This window comes from Siphonobacter sp. (assembly GCF_048595215.1).
Taxonomy (GTDB): domain Bacteria; phylum Bacteroidota; class Bacteroidia; order Cytophagales; family Spirosomataceae; genus Siphonobacter.
This window is the reverse complement of record NZ_JBMDWJ010000145.1, coordinates 1-21,496: the sequence shown is the minus strand read 5'-3', so window position 1 is coordinate 21,496 and position 21,496 is coordinate 1. Positions and strand designations below refer to the sequence as shown.

Sequence of the window (21,496 nt, the reverse complement as noted above, 5' to 3'; positions counted from 1 at the left end):
TCAGCAATTATACGGTCAATAGCAGCGACGCATGGGGACCAGATTGTGGGTCCCCATTTCTTTCTTATCCTTAAACTTATGGCCATGCCGGCGGAGTTACTCCTTGAGATCGAACGCATCCATCAGCAGCTTCAGGACCAGACCTATGCCAAACGAAATTCACGGGACCCTTGGATACGCCACTGGGCCTTTCAGTGCTTGGTGAAGGCCGGGCTTCTCGTCTCTCGGGGTAAAACGTACTACAGTCTAACCGAAAAAGGCTATGATGTTAGCCTTCACCCGGGACTACTCCCCTGGGTAAGCCAGCATGTTCAGCTCAGTTGGTGGGAACAACTGCAATGGAAAATGACCCGCTTATTGTTTTAAGGATCGCTTGCGTTCCCAGCCCCCTACTTTACGCAGACTTAACAGCAACCCGGCATTTTGAGAAAACAGGTCACCCCGATCCAGGGCTAGCTTCACACCAGCGGACAGTCCCCGTCCTAAAGGAATGACGGGTAGAGCCACGCTCATGGAAAACTGTCTAAACCGATGCGGATCGGAGCGGAAGGGGTCATCTACGTAGGTCGTACGCGTGAGGAGAACCTGTACGGGCACCAGTACTTGAGCTTCCAAACCCACATGCCAGGCCCGAAGGGCATTATTATTGACTGAACGCGGCCGGTTTAGATCACTGTACTTTTGGCGAAGGGCGTAGGGAATATCTTTGGTACGGGTAAACAAGGGTGTTCCAATGATGTAATTTTCGTGAACCCAGCCGTCTAAGTATTGGCCGTTATAAAAGTAGTCGTCGTACCCTTTGGGTCCTCGGCCACTGCGGTTGAGGGTCGTAATATATTCCAGCGTAAGCTGCCGAAGTTGAAAGGCTTTGCGAGGAGTCGTTGTTTTCCAGCGTAGACCGAAGATGCCGTCGGGGAAGTTTTGAAAAGCGACCCCGGACATGTCTTCGTACGCGTGCTGATGGTAGAATAGTAGTTGAAAGCTCCGTAGGTTAAGTTCCAGCCCCAGATCAATGGAACCTAGTTGATTCCCCACCCGATTCAGGGTATCGTGTCCCGTTAACTGATCATTCGCGTTCCCTTCTAAACTACCCGGCCAAAGTACATTTTTAAACGCAGTCCAGTTGCGAGGCAAGTGGCCATTACGCGTTAAACCCGGTTCGAGGTAAGCGGAATATCCGCCCCATTGGACGAAGTGCGTCACGCCACCGTATAGGTGCCATTTTTGCTTCCCCACGCGTACAAAGAGTGCTTTGCCGTGTAACCAGACATTTTTCATGGAATCCGTATCGGTAAACCAGCCGTGACTCATGAAGGCGTTGACCGCTACCCACCCTTTGGTAAAACCCAAGGGGGCATAATCACGCGTTCCCAGCCGTATCTGCGTAATAGGCACGGCATTGCCGGAATAGGCATACGAACCCGAGGTCAGCAGGGTGTCCGTCAAGCCGTTGATCTCCCGACGCCTACCTACGTATAACTCGATAGGGCCCCGCTCCAGCCCTACGTATGCCTGAGGCAGTACCACTTGAGGCGAGCGGGTAATCTGAACGACGGCCTGTACACTGGCTTTCAGCGTCCAGTTTCCTGTACGCCACCGCCCCCCTATGCTCCCGTTGAACAAAGCTCCCGGCGAAGCCCAGGGTAAAGCCCCAAACTGATTCGTTCGCAACCAGAAAGGAGTTTGGCTCCGCTGAGCAGTCCAGCCACTGAGTTCAGCCTGATAATAGAGTCCGGTATGAGACAAGGTATCCGGTCGGTTGAATTGTGCACAGGCCGATTCATACGCCAAGAACCATAGGCAATACCGAAGGAAGCGAAAAGACATGAGGGTGCTGGTTTGGGGAAAGGTACGAAAAAAACGCGGATCGATGGACGGCTTTAAAAACCTGGCGGTAGCTGGAAGGTAAGACGTTAATGAAACGTGTAAGCGGTGTAGTAAACGCTTGTCTCCGCCTGTCCATCGGTATAGCTTATTTTTCGAAACATTAAAAAACCCCAGGCTCGTTTGCCTGGGGTGAGATGTTACTCTCGTCTTTTGTCATACCGCCATATGACGAAATAATGTTTAAATGTACTTTAATTACGTCTGCAAGTCAAGACCCTATGGTTAGGGCTAGCCTAGCGTTAATACTGTAATGAAAGTCTGAACAACCCCTAAAAAGCTATCTAGAAGTCGTATGAAGCCTTTTTTGAATTAAACTGCTCCTAACGCTTTAATCTAGTCCCGGCGACGATGTAACCTCAACGTTATTATTGGTAACGTCAGTGCTAGACATTTTTTAGGCTATGTGCGATATAGACAATGCATAGACACGCTTGCAAGGCAACGAATAATTATAGTTCTATGCACTCATGTAACGCCTGTCGTATCAATTGAAACATGTTTGATAGCCTTTTTGCGAAGGTTCGGAGATCTTTGCTCCCGTTATTGTTTTTACCGAAAGCCTTATCAATACCCCCCATCAATACGCTTCTGTGGCTGCCCCCACAGTTGGTTTACCCCGCTTTAGTTATGGCTTTTATTTCTAGTTCCGACAGTTGTCCCTATTGCCGTTCTAACGATACAGAAAGACGCCGGCGTCCGTTACTGATTAAGTTTTCGCTGTTTTTTTTAAATACGCGTTATTACCAGTGCATGCGTTGTCGCCGTTCCTTTCTGCAACTATAAAGCTATTGTATTAACCCCCCTAAAGCCTTAATCGGGCATTCCCGGGCTTCTGTTGGCTGGACAGAAGTTCCGGGTTTTATTGTATACACCCGGGGCTTATCCTCCTCTCCCCAAACCCGTCCAGCGGTCTGTCTATCAGCTCTCTATAAAAAAAAACCTGCATTTGTAGCTTGTACAACTAGGTAGGATTTGCTAGTTTTGGTACACATCCCCGCCTATCCGTTACACCAACCGATCCACGTCTGTCCTAAGGACTTACGGCTTCTGCTTTTTCTATCCTAGCCTTTTCGAGCAGCCAGCCCCGAATCCCGCTTTCTTTTCTGCTTATCCTACGCTTTCTGTATGTTTTCTAACCACTTAACGTCTTCGTATGATGACTGCTACTCGATTGCAGGAAACGCTTGCCCCTTATTTGACCGCCCCTGGTCAGGAAAAAGATGGTTACTTAGCCTTTCCCATTACCAATCCCACGGAAGGCCTGCGTGCCAATGCTCATTATTTTGATCATCCCGAATGGGCGGAAGAGTATTTAATCTACTGTCACCGCAGCGAACCCTTCAAAAGTCGCTGGCAAGCCGCCGCCGGAGACTGGACCGACAAGGTAGTCGTTGACATTGGTTGCGGTCCAGGTAACATTTTTGCTACGCTGCAGGGAAAACCCAAATTGCTCATCGGTGTAGACGTTGCCCCGCAGTCACTAGCCTTTGCCGCCCAACAGGGTTACTTACCCGTACTAGCGGATGCAACGGCCCTTCCCTTTACCTCAGGCTTTGCCGATTTGGTTACGCTTAATGCTACGCTTCATCACTGCGATGATATGCAGGCTGTTTTAGCGGAAGCCGCTCGTCTGGTTAAGCCCGGCGGCTTGCTCATTACCGACCACGATCCCCAGTTGAGTGCCTGGAATTACAAAGGCATGGCTAAACTGCTCTGGAATGCCCGACTTTGGTACTATAACTGGATTGGCCACAGCTTTCACAAATCCAACGTACAGCAGGAAGCCGCTCTGGCTTCAGAGATTCATCATAAACCTGGCCACGGCGTTACGCCTGAGCTTTTTCAACAAACCTTGGAGCCGGTGGGTTTTCAGGTGAACCTATATCCGCATAATCACGAAGTGGGTGCAGAAGTCCTCCAGGGCATTCACGGGAAAGCCGAGTTGAAGTATCGTTTAGGTAACCTGCTCTCGGCTCGTAATCCCAATGCTAAAACCAGTGCCTTATCCCTGATGTGTGTCGCCCAGAAGCGGGCCTAGTCTCTTCCGCCAGCCGCCACTGGCTTTTCTTTCCTTAGGCTATTGTACCAACCAATACGGCAAGTGAGGATCGTTCTTCACTACATTCGAGTACGCTTCTATTGGGGTTACAGCCTTTTCGCGTATACCTTTTACCGTTTAGTTCGAATATTTGCCTCTCCTTTTTGAACTTAAAGTATCTATTTGAGACACTTTCCGTCTCGGGCTTGACTTGCTAGTACAGGCATGACAGGCTATCCATTCCATCTACATTCCGATTTCTAGCTAACAAAAGCTACGAAATCCGCTACATGGTATTGACGGTAAGATTTTCTTCTACATTTCCTATCAGGATAGCATTAAACTTACTCGTCCTTAGGTAATTAGTAAAAAAATTGATGAAGACACTTTTAACAATTTTATCTTATCATTAATCAGTTTGGTCTTGCTATCAAGTTATTTTCAAAAAATAACTCTTATATCTATACGTATATATAATTATTTCCATTAATTTTATAGCATAAACCATTCTCAACCTACGTTAAATCATTGCTCCAGCCTTTTGTTAGTACTAACATGAAGGAGCTGAACTAGTCAGCCGCTACTGACTAGTTTTTTTACGTTGTAAGAAATGCATCATTCTCAATGGAGCTCTGTCCGTCAAAGCATAGCTTGTAGGCAGCTTTTATTCAGGCAATTAACTCATACCGAAAGGCCTTTCACGAAACTATCTAGTTAACTATACTAACCCCCTAAATTTATAGGCTTACTAACGATACAAGTAAAGGCTTCATTACTTACCTTTACTTAAAGACCTATTTTACCGCCTACTCACGAGTCTTTTGTAGTCCTGCCTTCCCCTAGGCCGTTCGTAACGTACCCTTTCGCTTACGTTTAGTGCCTTTTCGCTTACGTACAGTACCTACTATTTCGCCACCTACCGTTATGTATCCTTATGCACACGTTTCCTTTGGTATTAATCGTAGACGATGATGAAGATGATCAGGAATTCTTAAAGATTGTGGTTGAACAATCGGCGTTTCCTTGTCAATTACTGTTTGCTCAGGATGGTCGGCAAGCCCTGGAGCTTCTGGCCGTTGAGCAGCCTGATCTGGTCATTTCCGATGTCAATATGCCCCGCATGAATGGGCTGGAACTCTTGGAACAGCTGAAAATGTCCGCCCAGTGGCAACAGATTCCCTTCATTCTGCTCACAACGGATGGCAGCGAGGAAGCCAGCAAGCGAGCTTACGACCGGGGAGCTACTGAATTTTTGAGTAAGCCTCATTCGCAAGTAGAACTCGCTCAACTCTGGAATCAGCTCACGCACGCGTACTGTTAAGAATACCTCCTAGCTAACGCAGACTTACTAAAAATTGCCTAGGTGCTGGTAGCGGCTAGGCAATCATCCTTGTCTTTTATCCAAGGCTTTTGAATCAAGTTGATCACTTCTGACGGAAAAGACTTTCCGTCAGAAGTCCTTTTCTACTTCGAGTAGGCCTCATCCAGTTTTCTGAAAGACAAATTGAGAGCATTACAGCACTCCCTTTCGCCTTAGGGAGTTCACTGCTTTATGATAGAGTCAGACTTTTCTCAGGAGTCATTACTTTAGCCGTTGTATATTAGAGAAGCTCACGTGGTGATTAAAGGAGTAGTATTATTTCTTTTTCAACGTATGCACCAGAAGAAGGATACGCTTCTCCTACGATCTTAGCCGACTATTAGCTGACATCTGGCTACACGTGTCGATTCATCCTACAACTAACGTATTGACCTATGCAAAAGACTCAAATTGATTTACCCTTGCTTTTACCCCACGTAACCGATATAAGAGATCAATGCATTCATAGGTTATTACTGCTTTTAGAAAACAGACCCGGCATTGAAAAGGTACACATCCGGGACGCTTCCCTGACAACCCCCGATCAATTGTGTGTGCATTATGATCCCTCCATTATTTCCTTGGAAAAAATTCAAGCAATAGCTCAGCAAGCTGGAGCGGCTATTACTCAACAATTTGGTCATTTTGTGGGAACACTAGCGGGCATCCGACATGTACGGCACGCCCGAACGGTAAGTGAGCAAATCTTACGCTGGCCGGGTATGATTGAAGCAGGGGTTTCGGGTGCTGGGGCCATCCGTTTAGAATTTGATCAACAGCAAACTTCTTTGGATCAGATTCTTGAAAAATTAAAGCAATCCGGTACACCCGTGATTGCCGGAGAAAGCTCCAAGGGGTCATCCACTTCATTGCCTTCCGAAGCAAAGCACACCGCTCCCGTTCCTGAAAAAGGAAAAGATACCGAACCCCATAACCATGATCATAAAAAGCATGAGCACGGCACTTCCGCCCATGACCATGGTGGGTTATGGGGGGCAAATACGGAATTACTATTTGCCATCCTTTGTGGTGTATGTTTAGCAGTTGGCTTTGGTTTATCCTTCGTACCTACCCTTCCCAGCTGGTTACCCCTAACACTTTACGGATTTGCCTACTTCTTCGGAGGATTCTTTACGGCAAAAGAAGCAATTGAGGCCATCCGTCAAGGTAGCTTCGAAATTGATTTTCTTATGCTCGTGGCAGCCTTAGGAGCTGGATTTCTGGGGGAATGGGCCGAAGGAGCACTTCTGCTGGCTTTGTTTAGTATCGGTCATGCGTTAGAGCATTACGCCATGAACAAGGCCCGTAAATCCATTGAAGCCTTAGCCGACTTGAACGCCAAAACTGCCTTGGTTCGTCGGAACAATACGCTGGTAGAAATTCCGGTAGAAGAATTAACGATAGGCGATATTATTGTCATTAAGCCCAATACAAAAATTGCAGCGGATGGCACCGTAATCAAAGGTACCGGCTCGGTCAACCAAGCCCCGATCACGGGAGAAAGTGTACCCGTTGAAAAAACAGCGGTCACCGCTGAATCTGTACTTCAGGCCGAAAATAAAGTTTTTGCCGGAACCGTAAATGGCAGTAGTACTTTGGAAGTAGAGGTAACCAAAGCGGGCAGTGACTCTACCTTAGCCCGCCTGATTAAGCTTGTCAATGAAGCCGAGTCTCAACAGTCGCCTACCCAGCAATTCACCGATCGCTTTGAAAAGTGGTTCGTTCCCGCTGTGTTAATCCTGGTTGTAGGGTTATGCTTTGCCTTCTTAGTACGCGACGAATCTTTCGCCACGAGCTTTTACCGGGCTATGGCGGTATTGGTAGCTTCCAGTCCCTGTGCACTCGCCATTTCAACGCCATCTGCCGTACTTAGTGGGGTAGCCCGAGCCGCCCGAGCGGGTGTATTAATCAAAGGCGGACGGCCCCTGGAAGACCTGGGCACCTTGACTGCCGTGGCTTTTGACAAAACGGGAACGCTCACCCAGGGCAAACCTGAACTAAAGCAAATTGTACCCCTGCAAGGAACGGAAAAACAACTCTTAACCGTAGCCTGGGCCGTAGAAAGCTTGAGCGATCACCCACTCGCTCAAGCCATCGTTACTGGTAGCAAACAACGATTGGGGAACATTCTTTTACCAGAGGCTAGTCAGCTAAAAGCACTCATTGGTCGCGGGGTACAGGCCATCGTAGAAGAACAGCCCGTTTTTATCGGGAACAAAGCTCTCTTTGACGAACAGAATAAACTTACCAATACGGTTCGTAACCAAGCCGATGAGCTTGAAATGGGTGGGTATACGGTCATGCTTGTGAGCCAGGGAGAAACGTTTTTGGGTATATTAGGAGTCAGGGATACACCCCGCAAAGAAGCCAAAGAAACGCTTTCTGCCTTGAAGAGTCTAGGTATCCAGCAGATGATTATGCTGACCGGAGACAATCAGCGAGTAGCTACGGCCATTGCCAAGGAAGTGGGGCTCACAGACGCTCAAGGAGATTTGCTACCCGAAGCGAAAGTAGAAGCCATCCAGCGATTACGTCAGCAAGAGGGGAAAGTAGCCATGGTGGGCGATGGTGTGAATGATGCCCCGGCTATGGCCAAAAGTACCGTAGGAATTGCTATGGGAGCGGCGGGATCAGACGTAGCTTTGGAAACAGCCGATATTGCCTTAATGGGGGATCAGCTTGATAAGTTACCCTTCGCAATTGGGCTCAGTAGAGCGGCCCGACGGATCATTCGACAAAACTTATTCATCAGTTTAGGCATGGTCGTCATCCTGATTCCTTTAACGATTCTGGGGATTGCTGGCATCGGTCCGGCAGTCGTTGCTCATGAAGGCTCTACGTTGGTAGTGGTATTTAATGCGTTGCGTTTATTGGTCTATCGCCTCGAAACCACTAAGAATTAATCGGAACTACGCCGTAAATAAGTAAGGAACCAAGCTATCATCGCCGAAGGAGTAATTCTCGTGGCTAAGCGTTACTTAAAATCTATCTTTTCGTATCTTAATTAAACCGAAAAAGCCGTAGCAAGCTCTTTACGAAGGGCCTACGAGCTATAATCTTTCGTTACATTAGTCTCAGTATCGTTTTACACTTAACCCTTCTCACCTTGTACAAAAATGGACTCCCTCGCCTTAAACGAAGCAAAGAAATTCTGGAAAAAAGCCACCCAGTATAAACAGGCTCCGGACCTGGATATAGAAACAGAACTGCTGGTGCACAAACGGATTCTCACGCTTTTCCACGTGGGGCCCTATTATTACTTCATCTTTAATTTAACCAATAGCCAAGTCGAATACACCAGCGAATCTATACGTGAGGTACTAGGTTGTGAACCGGAAGCCTTTGGTCCTCCTTTTACGCTAGCTCACATTCATCCCGAAGACTTGCCCTACTTCATTAACTTTGAACATACGGCCGTTGACTTTTTCGGGCAGCTACCGCCCGGGCAGATTCGCCGTTATAAGGTCAGTTATGATTACCGCATCAAACGGAGTGATGGGCAGTATATCCGCTTACTCCATCAACTGGTTACTCTGCAAGGGGATGAAGAAGGCAGTGTACTACGCAGCCTAGGCATTCATACGGATATTACCTCCTTTAAAAAAGAAGGAAAACCCATGCTCTCCTTTATTGATTTAGAAGGGGATGACTCCTTTATTAATGTTACGCCGATGGAGCTTTTTGCCCCGGTCAAACCCGTTTTGACCCATCGGGAGAAGCAGGTACTTCGGGCACTCATGAACGGTATGGCCAGTAAACAGGTAGCCGGCTATTTATCCATTGCGAAAGAGACCGTCGACCGACACCGCAAGAATATGCTGGCCAAAACCGGTACGCAATCGACCCCCGAACTCATTAGTAAAGCCGTTAATGAAGGCTGGTTGTAAGACATTGCTAGAAAAAGCCTTGGGTTGCTCCCCCGCGGGGCATCCCAAAGGCTTTTTCAGGCGTTTGCAAGGCGGCACAAACGCTTTTCGCAAAAGCGGCACTCGGGTAGCTAGTAACTACAATTTGATTTCTCGGTAACGTTGATGCGGACACTGTACATGTCAAAGTCACGTACGTAATACGTACTGGCGGACACATCAACTTTACTGGTGGTCACCAGATTATCCGTTTTATCACTGATCTGAGCCAGATCCGATTTTAAGGGAACGGAAATAGCAAAGTCGGGATTGATATACAGGCGTTGCGTAAAGTTGCCCGCTGATAACCATACGATGGAGTTGACGGGTAAGTAAAACCATACTTTTCCGTCCATCATCGTGGCATACGACCTGCCGTAGGTCCGACCACAACCGTAATCCACACCGGTATTCTGATAATCGATCCAAAGCAAGCCATTGGGCTTGGCACTTAGCTTACTGGGGCAGTTATACGTCACATCCACCTCGACAAAGACCATGGGCACGTTGGTATACTGCGGCAGCGTCGAGCTGGGCTTGCCCGCTACACTTACCGTTAAGGCGGGACTCGCCGTAAAGGCTTTTTCGCTGAGCACTTTACGAGCACAGGTTCCCTGTCCCGAACTTTCGTACAGTACAGCCTTACACTTAAGGTTATTCGGCAAAATCACACTGTATTGCGTGGCCGTACCATAAAGCCCAATGTAGGGCAGGCTTAAGCCAATGGGCAAGTCTTGGCCCGGCTGCAAATCAATGCCGTAATCATACCCCGGAAAATAATAATTCGTGATTCGGTCACTCACCTCCCGAATAGGAGGCCGGCTCAGGGTACCGTCAATGGTGACCAGCGACGCGTTGACGTCAACGCTGGCCTGCAGAGCACCCGCCAGTGGGGTTCGCGAGGTGGCACTGGCTAGGCCGCGGATTAGTAGCCGATTATTTTCGGATTTTATTCGAACTTGCTTTCCGGTTTTTTCGGCATCCTGCACACTAGAAATCATTCCTTTATAGTCGTAGAGCAAGAGATCTCCGGCTTTGACGGTCGCATTGGTGTTGGGATTATAATTAGTGGAAGGAATTTCCAGGCTCAACTCGCTTTCTCCCTGGAAGGTAACCACCTGATAAATTTTATACGTCCGGGTAACGGGTTTATCGTACTCCTGACAAACCTCATGATCCTTCTCTAAGGTCTGGGTTGCAGATCCGTTCTTAATGACCGATCCCGCTTTCATGACTTCGCATTTGAAATCTTTTACCAGGTAGGTGACCGTAGTATCCTTCAAGGGGGCTTGTATTTTCCAGTCAGCCCAGGCAATGTCTACCTTGCTTTTCAACTCATTGGCCGAATTCGCGTACCCGTTTTGGTAATACTGATAGGTATCATACGTAATAAAAAAAGAAGCATCCTTCGTAGCCAGTTGTTCTAAGGTCAGACGCGTCGTATCATTTTTATAGTTGACCCGAGTGGCCCCGCTCAGGCGAAGTTTGGCCTGATATCCATTCCAGGTTTGGGGGCTGGCAATTTCGTAGTAAACGTTTTCGTCGGCCAGGGTTTTAGGCCCGCCAAGCGTTTGAATTTGGTCCGACTGCGACAATCTTTTCAGCGACTGACGTAAGGGCACCTCCGCGTAGACTACCTCTCGGGGTAACTTTGCTTTGGCAAACACGGGGGCAAATAGCATCTGATATTCCGTCCGTGAAGTCAACGTAAAGTGATGAGTTTGACTAAGTACATCCGGTCCTTCCAGCGTAACATCAATTTGCAGCGGGGCCGAGGGTGTCGGATTCACGCCCGGTTTTAATGCAAAGGGCAAACGCCCCTGAGTAAACGTAACGGTACGCAGGGTATTTCCTTTCTCATCGGTGAGCTTACCCGCATCCCGACCCGTGATTCGCCCAATGATGAGCCCGGGCAAGGCCTCGGAGGCTACGGCATTGCTTAGTTTTATTTCCCCTACCCGGCTTAAGAACGCAGTACTCACGGTAAGATTGACGCCCTCAAAGGGGTTGAGTTGCTGGCAACTGTTGAGGATGAAGCCGAGCAAAAGGAGGCCCAAGGGCCAACGGCCCCGAGCGTTAGTAAACGCAACGATAAAATGCATGGTGTGGGACGTTAAAAGAGTTTAAAAGCCAGGTTTACATTGAGCACGGGCCAGAAACGCCAGTCTTCCATATTTTTCTGTACAAGGGCTTGTTCACCGGCCATGGGGGTAAACAAATTCGTACCGCTCATCTGTACCTTCGGCGATTGCGTGTAGTAGGTACCCAACTCCACTCCCACGCTAAAGCGTTTGCGTGGCAGAGCCCGGCCGATACCAATTCCCGCAAAAGGCACTACCTGCCCGCCATAATCGGCTTCAAAAGACATGGAGCCCAGTTGTTGAGGCGTTAATTCCGTATCTCCATACACGTAGCCTCGGGTCGGTTGAGCCGTCAGGTGAGCCTTGGCACCTACCGTATACCCCACACCTCCGAACACGCGGAACGCACTTTGGACAAAGGGGTGATAATCCACCGACACGTTCACGGTGGACAAGTTGATTTTCCCCTTCACATCGACGGGTTCATCGGAAATATCAAGCGATCGGTTTAAGTTGACGCCTAGCCAATTATACCCGGCTTTCACGGTGAAATGGGGGCTAAGGCCGTAGGCAAGTTTCGCTCCGGGCGTAGTGCCCAGATCCAGTACCAGGCCTAGTTTGGCGGGAGATTGCTGTGCCAGGGAAGGGCAATAAGGCAACAGAAGCAGGGCCAAAAGAGCCCAGCAAGCGTACAAGTGTTTCATAGAGTGGCGGTATGGGTACAACCTAGCCAAGACACGAACCGATCTTGGTTTCGATTGCAAAATAAGCCCGCGTCCTTGCCAAAGGAAATACCCATAAATGGCTATATGGATGTCTAATCGCCATTACAAGGTAGTAGATTACTCTCAAAATGAGTACCTTACTTCGCTTCAATTCCTCAACCTATGACTTTACTTGCGATTCAAGCAGCGAAAGAAATTTGGCAAAAAGTGGCCCATTACCAAGAGGCTAGTCCACTGGATGTAGCTCTGGAATTGCAAATCCATCGAAAACTGCTCAATGTCTTTCAGGTGGGTCCCTATTATTACTACTTTTTTAACGTATCCACCGGTGAAATCGAGCATACCAGTGATTCCGTCCAAAAGGTACTGGGCTGTACTCCCGAGGAGTTTTCGGTCCCCTACGCCTTTGCTCACATGCACCCGGACGATTTGCCCTACTTTATAAACTTTGAACGGAAGGTCAGTACCTTTTTTGGGAAACTTACGCCCAGTCAGGCCCTGCAATACAAGGTAAGCTATGACTTTAGAATCCGGCGGACGGATGGTGGGTACGTACGCATCCTACACCAGGTGGTTACTCTGGAGGTAGGGGCTCCGGGTAGTGTGCTACGAACCCTGGGGATTCATACCGACATTTCTATGTTTAAAAGCGAGGGTATTCCTACGCTCTCCTTTATTGGTATGGAAGGTCAGCCCTCCTATCTCAACGTTGCCACGGATTCCGTAGGACTTCCGAGCAAACCGGTGCTGACCCTGCGGGAAAAGCAAATCCTTTCGGCCATTATGCTCGGAAAAGCCAGTAAGCAAATCGCCGATCTTTTTTCGATTACCAAAGAAACGGTGGATCGGCACCGTAAGAATATGCTCGAAAAAACAAATACGCACTCAACTGCCGAATTGGTGGCTAAAGCCCTGCAAGCAGGTTGGGTATAAGCCACTAACGAAAAATATGCTGTACGGAATCAACCCTAATCTTACGAATTATTTGCATCTTTGAAGACCTAAGTTTTGTAATTTTTAGCCCAACACCCGATGCATCCGACTTCCCATCCGTTCGCGTTACCTAGCTATTGACGCTTACTTTCTATCTAGCACTTACTGCGATACGCTGCGTTTCTCCTAGGCTCCTTTGCGTTAGAGTCCTTCATTAAATCCGCCAAATACTATGAAATTTTTCTACGGCTTCCTGCTGGCAGGAGCCTTGGCCGCATGTTCACCCGCGACCGAGCATACACCCGTCTTTCCCCGCTACTTTGTCGGCGATAAAATAACCGTTGCGAGTCCCGTACGCTTGCTTGTTCAAGGACAAGAAATTAAAGACCCGGCACTGATTCAATCCTTCGTAAACCGTCATTCCGTAGGATCGGCTTTCTCCTTTGAGAACACCCCCATTCAGGGAGATACGGCCCTGGTTCTTTCTAGTACAGACACGCTGCGTTTTAGCTTCGTACCGGGCATTCATACCGTCAAGCAAGATGGAAAGGAATGGGACATTCTAGGTCCGAAAACTTCCGATGACGCGTATCAGGAAGAACTTGAACGCTTCTTTTCCAGTAAAAGTCTGCGGACCCTGGTGGGTGATGAGTGGCAGTTGCAGCGGGTCTACAAAGCCTATGGTGACTACGATTATCTGGAACTACCGGTACTAAGCTACTTTTTCAAAAGTAGCAAAGGGTATACCTACGGCGGTGGCCGGGCCTATACCGAGCTGGATGAGTCAAGTGCCCGCGAACTTCCCGCAGGCGATACCTTAGTAGTGAAAGCCTACCGCTTAGGGTTAAAAGCTAAGTAAGGAGCAGCTAAATAATACCTATCGCTCCTTACTGCGGCATGGCTTGAGTAGACTCTGGAATCGGTTGTATGAAATCCGGCGTTACCGGGATCAGGTTTTTCTTGTCCTTTTCAAATTCTCTTCTTTATCCAGACGAGGAAAATCAGGTCTTTCTACCCAGCGACATTGAGTACGGGCTGTATCTAGTCTCGACCTTAAGGCCTCATTGTAGGTTGAATCAACCTCAGTTTGAGTCCGGCCCCAATCAGTACCATGCCTAGCCCACCAAAGCTGTAGTGCAGCCAGGATACTTCCCGGATCAACAGTACCTGAATCAGGATCCACCCGATCAGTAGCAGGCCTTGGAGTACAATGAATCGTTGATAGTTGATTTTTCGTTGGATGACGATCCAGCTAATCCACAAACTGGACAGGCCATTGACGAGCAGAAGTAAAACGCCTGGGATTAAAAAATCGCTAAATGGGCTATGCTCCAACAAGCGTGTGGACATTTGCATAGCGTTTCCGCTGGGATCGATTATGAGTACCAAGCCGCCACCGCAGGCAGCCAAGCCGTTGAACAACACTAGACAAACGACGAACGTACGTAGACCTTTCATAAGCAAACGCAAGCTAGCCGATTACGTCCTGTGGGGCTCTGTTGGTACTCAGCTTGAGCGGTGATGTTAATCATCCACGCCGCGAACGGCATAAGGTATGTATACAAAATCCCAGCTAATCTTTTCCTGGCCAATCACTCGTAAAGTTTTTCCGGCCATGTGCTCGCATCGCGTAGTATAGAGCCACATTTACACGGAGTCTTCAAGACGAAACGTGCGATTTATACAGTACAAGTCCTGAATTACGATCTGCTAGTTTATAAGTCTATTTCTGCGTTTTACGAAGAAGTATACTAAAGTTGCGTCGTTTCAGCCTACAACAGACGCTCAGGCAATGACTGATTTTTTATAAGACTAAGTAATTGGTGAGAAGATTCCTCCAAAAATTAGGCTAAACTTGTTAGCTTTAACCCAGTAAAGACCTTCTTCAAAAGAAAATATTCCCTTCCTTCCCTTCAACTGATATTTGATAACGAATCGAGTCCGTTTCTAACATTGGTTTTTGTTTATTTCTTAAGCCTGTGGTAAGCTCGTACTATTGCCTATATAAAGTTAAGTATTTGCGTTACCCCAACTTTGCTTCTACCGCCACTCATGAACCGTTTACCCCGAAGCTATAGCCTATGGTTTTGGTTATTTACTTTTTGTCTGTTTCCCCTGGGGAGTACGGGCCAGTTGAATACTGGCTCTGGTTTAACGTATCCTAAACGCATTCTCACGCCTCGTAACGGTCTTCCTCAATCCTTTGTTTCAGGACTCGTACAGGATAAACAGGGCTTTGTCTGGGTCGGTACCCGCAATGGGTTAGCCCGCTTTGATGGTAAAGTATTCAAAGTTTTTCAGCACAATAAGCTCGACAGTACTACCCTAAGTTCTAATGTGATTGCTTACCTGACGCCCGACGCTCAGAACCGCATCTGGATTCAGTTCGAAAGCACCGCATTGGATGTTTTTGATCCGGTTACCGAACAAATTACGCATGTATCCCAGGATCCACTTTTTCAAAAGAATCCCAAGTATTTTGTCAGTCAGGGTCTGCTCATTGATCATGAGGGTAAAATATGGGGCATCGAACGCGAGAATGGGCTGTACTGCTATGACTTAAAAGGTCAAAAGCTAACCCATTACACGCAACAAACGCATGGGTTACCGTCGAATATCGTACGGGGTTTGCTGGAAGATCGTCAGCACCGCATCTGGGTCATTACCATGGCGGGATTAGCCCGTTTAGAAAAAGGTCGATTTCAATCCATTCCTACGCCTTTTCCCCTGGAATTTGGTAGTAGCCGCTCGCTCTCCACCGACATCATATCCATGATCGAGCGACCCAATGGGGAGGTAATGTTCAGCGATGCCCGCAAGCTCATTTTTTATCATCCCGAGAAACATAGCTTCCGCTACGTTTCCTTGCCTCACGACGAAAACCTATCCATCCGCTGGATTCGCCGGGGACTCGATCAAAAAGAATACTGGGAACTCAATGGAAAAGTATACCAGTATACCGATCCGCAAGGCATTCGCCAGATAGCCGAAACGCTCCTGCCTACGATGAAAGAAGCCTGTAGTTTTCTGGTGGATCGTTCGGGACTAATCTGGCTAGGTACCAATGCGGCGGGCTTGCATCAAATTGATTTAACGACTCCCTACTTTCAGATCTTTGAGAATACGTCTTCGTTCCACGAAGATTTGTTTCAAAAAGAATTTGGCATTTCGCTGGGGAAGACCTTTGGCTGGCCGCCTCAGCACCCCGAATACCAACTCTCCAGCTACAACGTCCGTTCGGCTTACGATGGCCAACACCGGTTGTGGGTAGGCCTGTGGAAAAACCTGGGGTACTGGGATGCCGCTAGCCGTCGCTTTATATTGTTACCCCTCCCACCGGAGCTACTTTCGAATCAGTATCTCTACCAGGGCATTCGGGGGCTGGCGTTCGATGCCCAGGGTCAGGTCTGGATTTCTGGACAGGATGGCTACGTGGCCAGCTTTAACGAAGCCACCCGGCAATGGACGACGCAGAGTCCGGCCTCGGCGTTTGCCCAGGCCGTGCAAAAAAAGAATGTTCGGCCGGTTATTCCCGTGGATTTACTCGTGGACGAGAAAGCCATCTATCTAACCACGGAGTTTGATGGTCTGGTGATTATCGATCGGGCTACGCATCAAATCCAGACTCTCACGCACGAAAATGCACCGAAAGTCATCCCTACCAATCAGCTCATTGGTCTTGCCGCTGATCCTACACGAAAAGACATCTTCTGGATCGGCAGCTACGACGGACTGATCTGTTTTCATAAATCGAGTCGTACCAGCGAAACGTTCTCCCTCGACCAAGGACTACCGGACAATTCCATTTACTCTATGCTACCCGATGCCCAGGGTAGTTTATGGCTAGCCACCAACAAAGGCCTTTGTCAGTTTCACCCGGTTACGCACCAGATTCGCTTGTTTCAGGCCCCCGACGGCTTGCCTGGTGAGGAATTCAACCGCTTTCATTACCTGCGTCTGCCCGACGATCGACTGGCTTTTGGGGGTATTGAAGGCTGGACGCTGTTTAAACCTACCGGATCTTTCACCGACGCCTACCGCCCCACCGTGGGTCTAACCCAGGTCCTCATCAATAATACCCCCATTGATCAAACCCCATTCAAGCAGCCGTTGGCGGCCCTGCACACGCTCGAGCTCCCCTACGATCAAAACTCCCTGGTGTTTAATTTTGCGGGCTTGCAATACTCTCAACCCCAGAAGCTTACGTATCGCTATCAACTCGAAGGCTACGATGAAGACTGGAATCACATTGGGACTGCCTCCGAAGCCCACTATACCAAATTGCCTCCGGGTCATTACACCCTGCGAGTTAACGTTACTAACACCAGCGGCCAATGGAGTCCGCATATCTATTCGCTTTCCCTAGTCATCCGCCCGCCCTTTTATCAAAGCTGGTGGGCGTATGCCCTCTATGTAGTACTGGCCGGTACGCTGGTCTGGCTGTTTGTGCAATACCGCATCCGGCAGGACCGCTTTGCCCAGGCGATGGTACTGAAGGAAAAGGAAGCCCAGCAACTTCGCTGGATTGATGAACTCAAGACTAAATTTTTCTCCAACATTACCCACGAGTTTCGCACGCCTCTGACGCTGATTCTCACGCCAACCGAGCGGCTCAAACAGGAAATCGAGCTTCCCCACCAGCAGCGTTGGCTAGCCGCTATTGAACGCAACGCCCATCAGTTGCTTCGCCTGATTAATCAGCTTATGGATCTCTCCAAGCTTGAATCGGGCATGATGAAACTTTCGCTGGTGCGGGGAAATGTGGAAGAGGTGCTTACGCGACTCGTACAATCATTTCAGATTGAAGCCGAACAAAAAGGCGTTCAGCTTTCCTTCAACTGCTCATCCATCCTCGGCGAGTACTGGTTTGACGTGGATAAGTTCGAACGCATTGCCTATAATCTCCTTTCGAATGCCATTAAATTTTCCCAGAGTGGTGATCAAGTACAGGTGAGTCTGGGTAGTCAGCCCCCCGTCCACTACACGCGGACTGAAACGGATCCCGGTATCTATCTGACGATTGCGGATACGGCTCTGGGTATTTCGCCCGAGGCCTTACCCCACATTTTTGATCGTTTCTATCAAGTCGACGAAAGTCATTTCCGACAGGGAACTGGCATTGGGCTCGCCTTAGTGAAAGAGCTAGTGGAACTTCAGTTGGGCTTTATTGAGGTAATCAGTGAGCAAAACCGGGGCACTTCCTTCGTCGTCTTCCTGCCCTATACGGGAGCCGAACAAGCCCTGCCCGAAACGCCGAATGTAGAGACGGATTCTTCAGAAATTCTCCCGGAGACGAAAGCCCATCTGTTACTGGTAGAAGATAATGTCGAGCTGGCTGAGTTCATTATCGACAGCTTACCCAGCTCGTATCGCGTAAGTCTGGCCAGCAATGGTGCCGAAGGTTACGATAGGGCCCTTTCGCTGTGCCCTGATCTCATCATTAGTGACATTATGATGCCGGTCATGGATGGACTGGCGATGTGTCAGGCCATTCGAAACGACGAACAGGTGAGTCATATTCCCATTATCCTATTGACGGCAAAAGCCGCCTACGAAAGTCGGATCGAAGGACTTTCCCGCGGAGCCAATGCCTACATCACCAAGCCTTTTCACGTAGAAGAACTAAACCTGGAGATTCGAAATCTGCTCGAGCAGCAAAAGCTTAGCCAGCAGCACGTCCGCCAGAGCTTGATTCAGGATACTCCGGTGCAAAAGTCCATTGAAGATCCCTTCCTGACCCGTTGCTATACCTTATTGGAAGAACGACTCGATGATTCCTCGCTGAGCGTAGAAACCTTCGCCAGTCTAGTCAACATGAGTCGGGTGAACCTTCACCGAAAAATTAAAGCGTTAACGGGCCTTTCTGTCAGCGAGGTAATCCGGAACTACCGCCTCAAACGGGCTACTGCCTTCTTAGAGCAGGGGCTCAACACCTCCCAAACAGCTTATCAGGTGGGTTTTGAGAACCCCTCCTACTTCATCAAGTGTTTCCGCGACCTCTACCACATGACTCCTTCCGAGTACGTGAAGAAGGTAAATGCGATGTGAGTTCGAAGCCTACAACGTTTACGGCTTCTCCTAAAACATTACGATTTCGCTATAAAGGACTTATAATACAGCGGCCCTGTTTAACAAAAACGTTAAACAGGGCCGCTTCGATTCAAGAAATAGATTCTAAACTGCTTGCTAGTACTGCACTTGGATATAGGAAACGTATTTGTCAATGGAAAGCGTAACTGTTACGGGATGATAGCACTTGCCTATAAAACCTTACTTAGCCATCACGTAGGAAAAGGTTTCTTTCATCGTTTTATATTTTAGATAGGCATTATACACCCAGGGAATTCCGGATAGTTTACGGCTAGCCTGACTAACGGGCCGGTATTGTCCGGGTTCTTCCGCTGAATTCACATGCTCAAATAAATCCTTGTAATCGTTGTAGAATAAGCCTTTTCCGTGGTTTTTTAAGAAGGAGCGGCACATGCCCATTTCAGTAGTATCTCCACTGAGCGTTTCCAGATACCTGCCAAACTTATTACTGAACGTATTCCGTTTTAAATGCGGATGATCACTGTAGAGATAGAACTTATGATGGTTGATATACCAGGGAGCTAAATTGAATTGCATGCGGGAAAATCCCTTTTTGTAGTTTTTCAGGTACGGATACTTAGCCCAGGGAAAAGCGTAAAACCTTACAATATCCCATTCCGATTCCTCATCCATGAGGTTCAGGCCATTGGCCAGGGCTTGCCGAAAGGCGGGCAGGGGCACAAAATCCTCCTGCACGTACAGCAGATAAGGCGTTTTGCTAAAATCCTGTCCTACATTAATACTATTACCTAAGCCTTTATTCATCGATGTACTGAGCAGTGTAAAGGAATACCGTTCCTTTTGTTTCAGTACCTCTTCAAAATGGTCGGCAGTGCTACCGCCATCTGAGACAATGATTTCACCAAAAGAAAGGTTGAGATCTTCAAGGGTCTGAAGTAATCTTTCCAGCGAATGACTTCGATTGAAATGAGTAATTAACAGCGTAATTGACTCAAAGTGCTGAGGCAAGGAGAGCATGAATTTTATAGCTTTTAGGTGTGGTATTGTAATGAGCGGTTCGAAAACCGAACTCGGTTCAAATATCGTACATCTTTAAAAATAAATGAAGTGAGTCCTACTCGTAATAATTGGAGAAAGGGGGTACTTATAGGCGAAAAGCTAAAATTTTAAACGTAGGATTAGTTTGTCTGTATTCACTATACCCATAAATGGATAGTTACCTTTTCTAATCGGGCCTATAATTAATTGGATTAAAGGTGTATTCTTATCGGAAAGCGTATAGATTGATTACATAAACATGCTTTAGTAAGCATCTTAACTCAAAATATCAGATACCTTTTATACTTTTACATCATCCATTTTTCCGCCAATTAATTTTCCCGCCACATTATGAAATTAGCCGTTGTAGGCACCGGATATGTAGGCCTGGTTACAGGCACCTGCTTTGCTGAAACTGGAAACCAAGTGACCTGCGTCGACATCGACGCTCGCAAAGTAGAGAAGATGCGTAGCGGCATCATCCCCATTTACGAACCCGGTCTGGAAGAACTCTTCCTGCGTAATACCAACGAAGGTCGCCTTCAGTTTACCACTTCCCTCGAGGAAGGCATCGAAGGAGCCGAGGTCATCTTTTTGGCCCTGCCCACTCCTCCCGGTGAAGATGGTTCGGCCGATCTCAAATACATCCTGGGCGTAGCCAAGGATCTGGGTCCTCTCTTGAAGCAGTACGCCGTCATCATTGATAAATCGACCGTACCCGTGGGCACGGCCGAAAAAGTACGGGCGGCCATTGCCGAGAACGCTCAAGTGGACTTCGATGTGGTCTCGAATCCCGAGTTCTTACGCGAAGGCGTAGCGGTAGAGGACTTCATGAAGCCCGATCGCGTGGTGATTGGAACGTCTTCGGAGAAAGCCAAAGCGGTGATGAACCGGCTGTACGCTCCACTGGTGCGGCAGGGCAATCCCATCATCTTTATGGATGAGCGTTCGGCCGAGATGACCAAGTACGCGGCTAACGCGTTTCTGGCCGTCAAGATCACCTTCATGAACGAGATTGCCAACCTCTGCGAGAAAGTGGGAGCCAACGTCGATGACATCCGTCGCGGCATTGGTACCGACAGCCGGATTGGCAAACGCTTTTTGTTTGCAGGGATCGGTTACGGGGGCTCGTGCTTTCCCAAAGACGTACAGGCCCTGCACAAGACTTCCAAGGATTACGATTACGACTTCAGTATTCTCGAGTCGGTGATGAGCGTCAACGAAGATCAGAAGACCAAGCTCATCCCGCACGTACTGGATTATTTTGGTGGAGACGTGAAAGGCAAGACGATCGCTATCTGGGGTCTGGCGTTTAAACCCTACACCGATGACATTCGGGAAGCCCCGGCTTTGTATAACATTCGCGAGCTGATTGCTCAGGGAGCTCACATCAAAGCCTACGATCCCGAGGCGATGGAAAACGTAGCGAATCTTGCGGACATTGGCTCGAAGATCACCTTCACCAAGGATGCCTACTC

The 21,496-nt window shown here is 48.3% G+C and carries 14 protein-coding genes; 9 read left to right on the top strand and 5 right to left on the bottom strand.

From position 1 onward, the window contains the following. The coding region (locus ACOJTG_RS08305) for a hypothetical protein (protein ID WP_420153384.1) at nt 1-366 on the top strand (366 nt) is incomplete at its 5' end. Here the strand turns inward: ACOJTG_RS08305 and ACOJTG_RS08300 are convergent. Continuing rightward, complete coding sequence (locus ACOJTG_RS08300; RefSeq protein ID WP_420153383.1) at nt 355-1,827, bottom strand: capsule assembly Wzi family protein; 1,473 nt, start codon at nt 1,825-1,827, stop codon at nt 355-357. The genes ACOJTG_RS08305 and ACOJTG_RS08300 overlap by 12 nt on opposite strands. Nucleotides 1,828-3,040: 1,213 nt before the next feature. Between ACOJTG_RS08300 and ACOJTG_RS08295 the strand changes: the two genes are divergently transcribed. The 4 genes from ACOJTG_RS08295 (at nt 3,041) to ACOJTG_RS08280 (ending at nt 9,172) form a co-directional block, all read left to right on the top strand. Further along, nucleotides 3,041-3,925 (top strand): class I SAM-dependent methyltransferase, encoded by an 885-nt coding sequence (locus ACOJTG_RS08295; RefSeq protein WP_420153382.1) that lies wholly within the window; start codon nt 3,041-3,043, stop codon nt 3,923-3,925. Between the two features lie 934 nt (nt 3,926-4,859). Beyond that, nucleotides 4,860-5,246, top strand: coding sequence for a response regulator (locus ACOJTG_RS08290; protein WP_420153381.1), 387 nt, complete (start codon nt 4,860-4,862; stop codon nt 5,244-5,246). A gap of 434 nt (nt 5,247-5,680) precedes the next feature. Beyond that, nucleotides 5,681-8,188: a heavy metal translocating P-type ATPase gene (locus tag ACOJTG_RS08285; protein ID WP_420153380.1), complete on the top strand. Its 2,508-nt coding sequence runs from the start codon at nt 5,681-5,683 to the stop codon at nt 8,186-8,188. Between the two features lie 213 nt (nt 8,189-8,401). After that, the gene (locus ACOJTG_RS08280; RefSeq protein ID WP_420153379.1) at nt 8,402-9,172 is read left to right on the top strand and encodes a LuxR C-terminal-related transcriptional regulator; all 771 of its coding nucleotides are present in this window, start codon (nt 8,402-8,404) and stop codon (nt 9,170-9,172) included. A gap of 110 nt (nt 9,173-9,282) precedes the next feature. Here ACOJTG_RS08280 and ACOJTG_RS08275 read toward each other — a convergent pair whose 3' ends face one another. Together ACOJTG_RS08275 and ACOJTG_RS08270 are read right to left on the bottom strand one after the other, a co-directional pair. Continuing rightward, complete coding sequence (locus tag ACOJTG_RS08275; protein WP_420153378.1) at nt 9,283-11,292, bottom strand: hypothetical protein; 2,010 nt, start codon at nt 11,290-11,292, stop codon at nt 9,283-9,285. An 11-nt stretch (nt 11,293-11,303) separates the two neighbouring features. After that, nucleotides 11,304-11,975, bottom strand: a complete 672-nt coding sequence (locus ACOJTG_RS08270) for an outer membrane beta-barrel protein (RefSeq protein ID WP_420153377.1) — start codon at nt 11,973-11,975, stop codon at nt 11,304-11,306. Nucleotides 11,976-12,158: 183 nt separating this feature from the next. On the opposite strand from ACOJTG_RS08270, the gene ACOJTG_RS08265 reads away from it, so the two are divergent. Continuing rightward, the gene (locus tag ACOJTG_RS08265; protein WP_420153376.1) at nt 12,159-12,929 is read left to right on the top strand and encodes a LuxR C-terminal-related transcriptional regulator; all 771 of its coding nucleotides are present in this window, start codon (nt 12,159-12,161) and stop codon (nt 12,927-12,929) included. Nucleotides 12,930-13,161: 232 nt separating this feature from the next. Next, a complete protein-coding gene (locus ACOJTG_RS08260) occupies nt 13,162-13,788 on the top strand; it encodes a hypothetical protein (protein ID WP_420153375.1) in 627 nt (208 codons plus the stop codon). A 194-nt stretch (nt 13,789-13,982) separates the two neighbouring features. Here ACOJTG_RS08260 and ACOJTG_RS08255 read toward each other — a convergent pair whose 3' ends face one another. After that, nucleotides 13,983-14,279, bottom strand: a complete 297-nt coding sequence (locus tag ACOJTG_RS08255; RefSeq protein WP_420153374.1) for a hypothetical protein — start codon at nt 14,277-14,279, stop codon at nt 13,983-13,985. Between the two features lie 702 nt (nt 14,280-14,981). Between ACOJTG_RS08255 and ACOJTG_RS08250 the strand changes: the two genes are divergently transcribed. Further along, complete coding sequence (locus tag ACOJTG_RS08250; protein WP_420153373.1) at nt 14,982-18,977, top strand: hybrid sensor histidine kinase/response regulator transcription factor; 3,996 nt, start codon at nt 14,982-14,984, stop codon at nt 18,975-18,977. A gap of 222 nt (nt 18,978-19,199) precedes the next feature. On the opposite strand, the gene ACOJTG_RS08245 is transcribed toward ACOJTG_RS08250, so the two are convergent. Continuing rightward, a complete protein-coding gene (locus ACOJTG_RS08245; protein ID WP_420153372.1) occupies nt 19,200-19,997 on the bottom strand; it encodes a glycosyltransferase family 2 protein in 798 nt (265 codons plus the stop codon). A 372-nt stretch (nt 19,998-20,369) separates the two neighbouring features. Here ACOJTG_RS08245 and ACOJTG_RS08240 point away from each other — a divergent pair. Then, a partial coding sequence (locus tag ACOJTG_RS08240; RefSeq protein ID WP_420153371.1) for a UDP-glucose dehydrogenase family protein occupies nt 20,370-21,496 on the top strand: 1,127 nt, incomplete at its 3' end.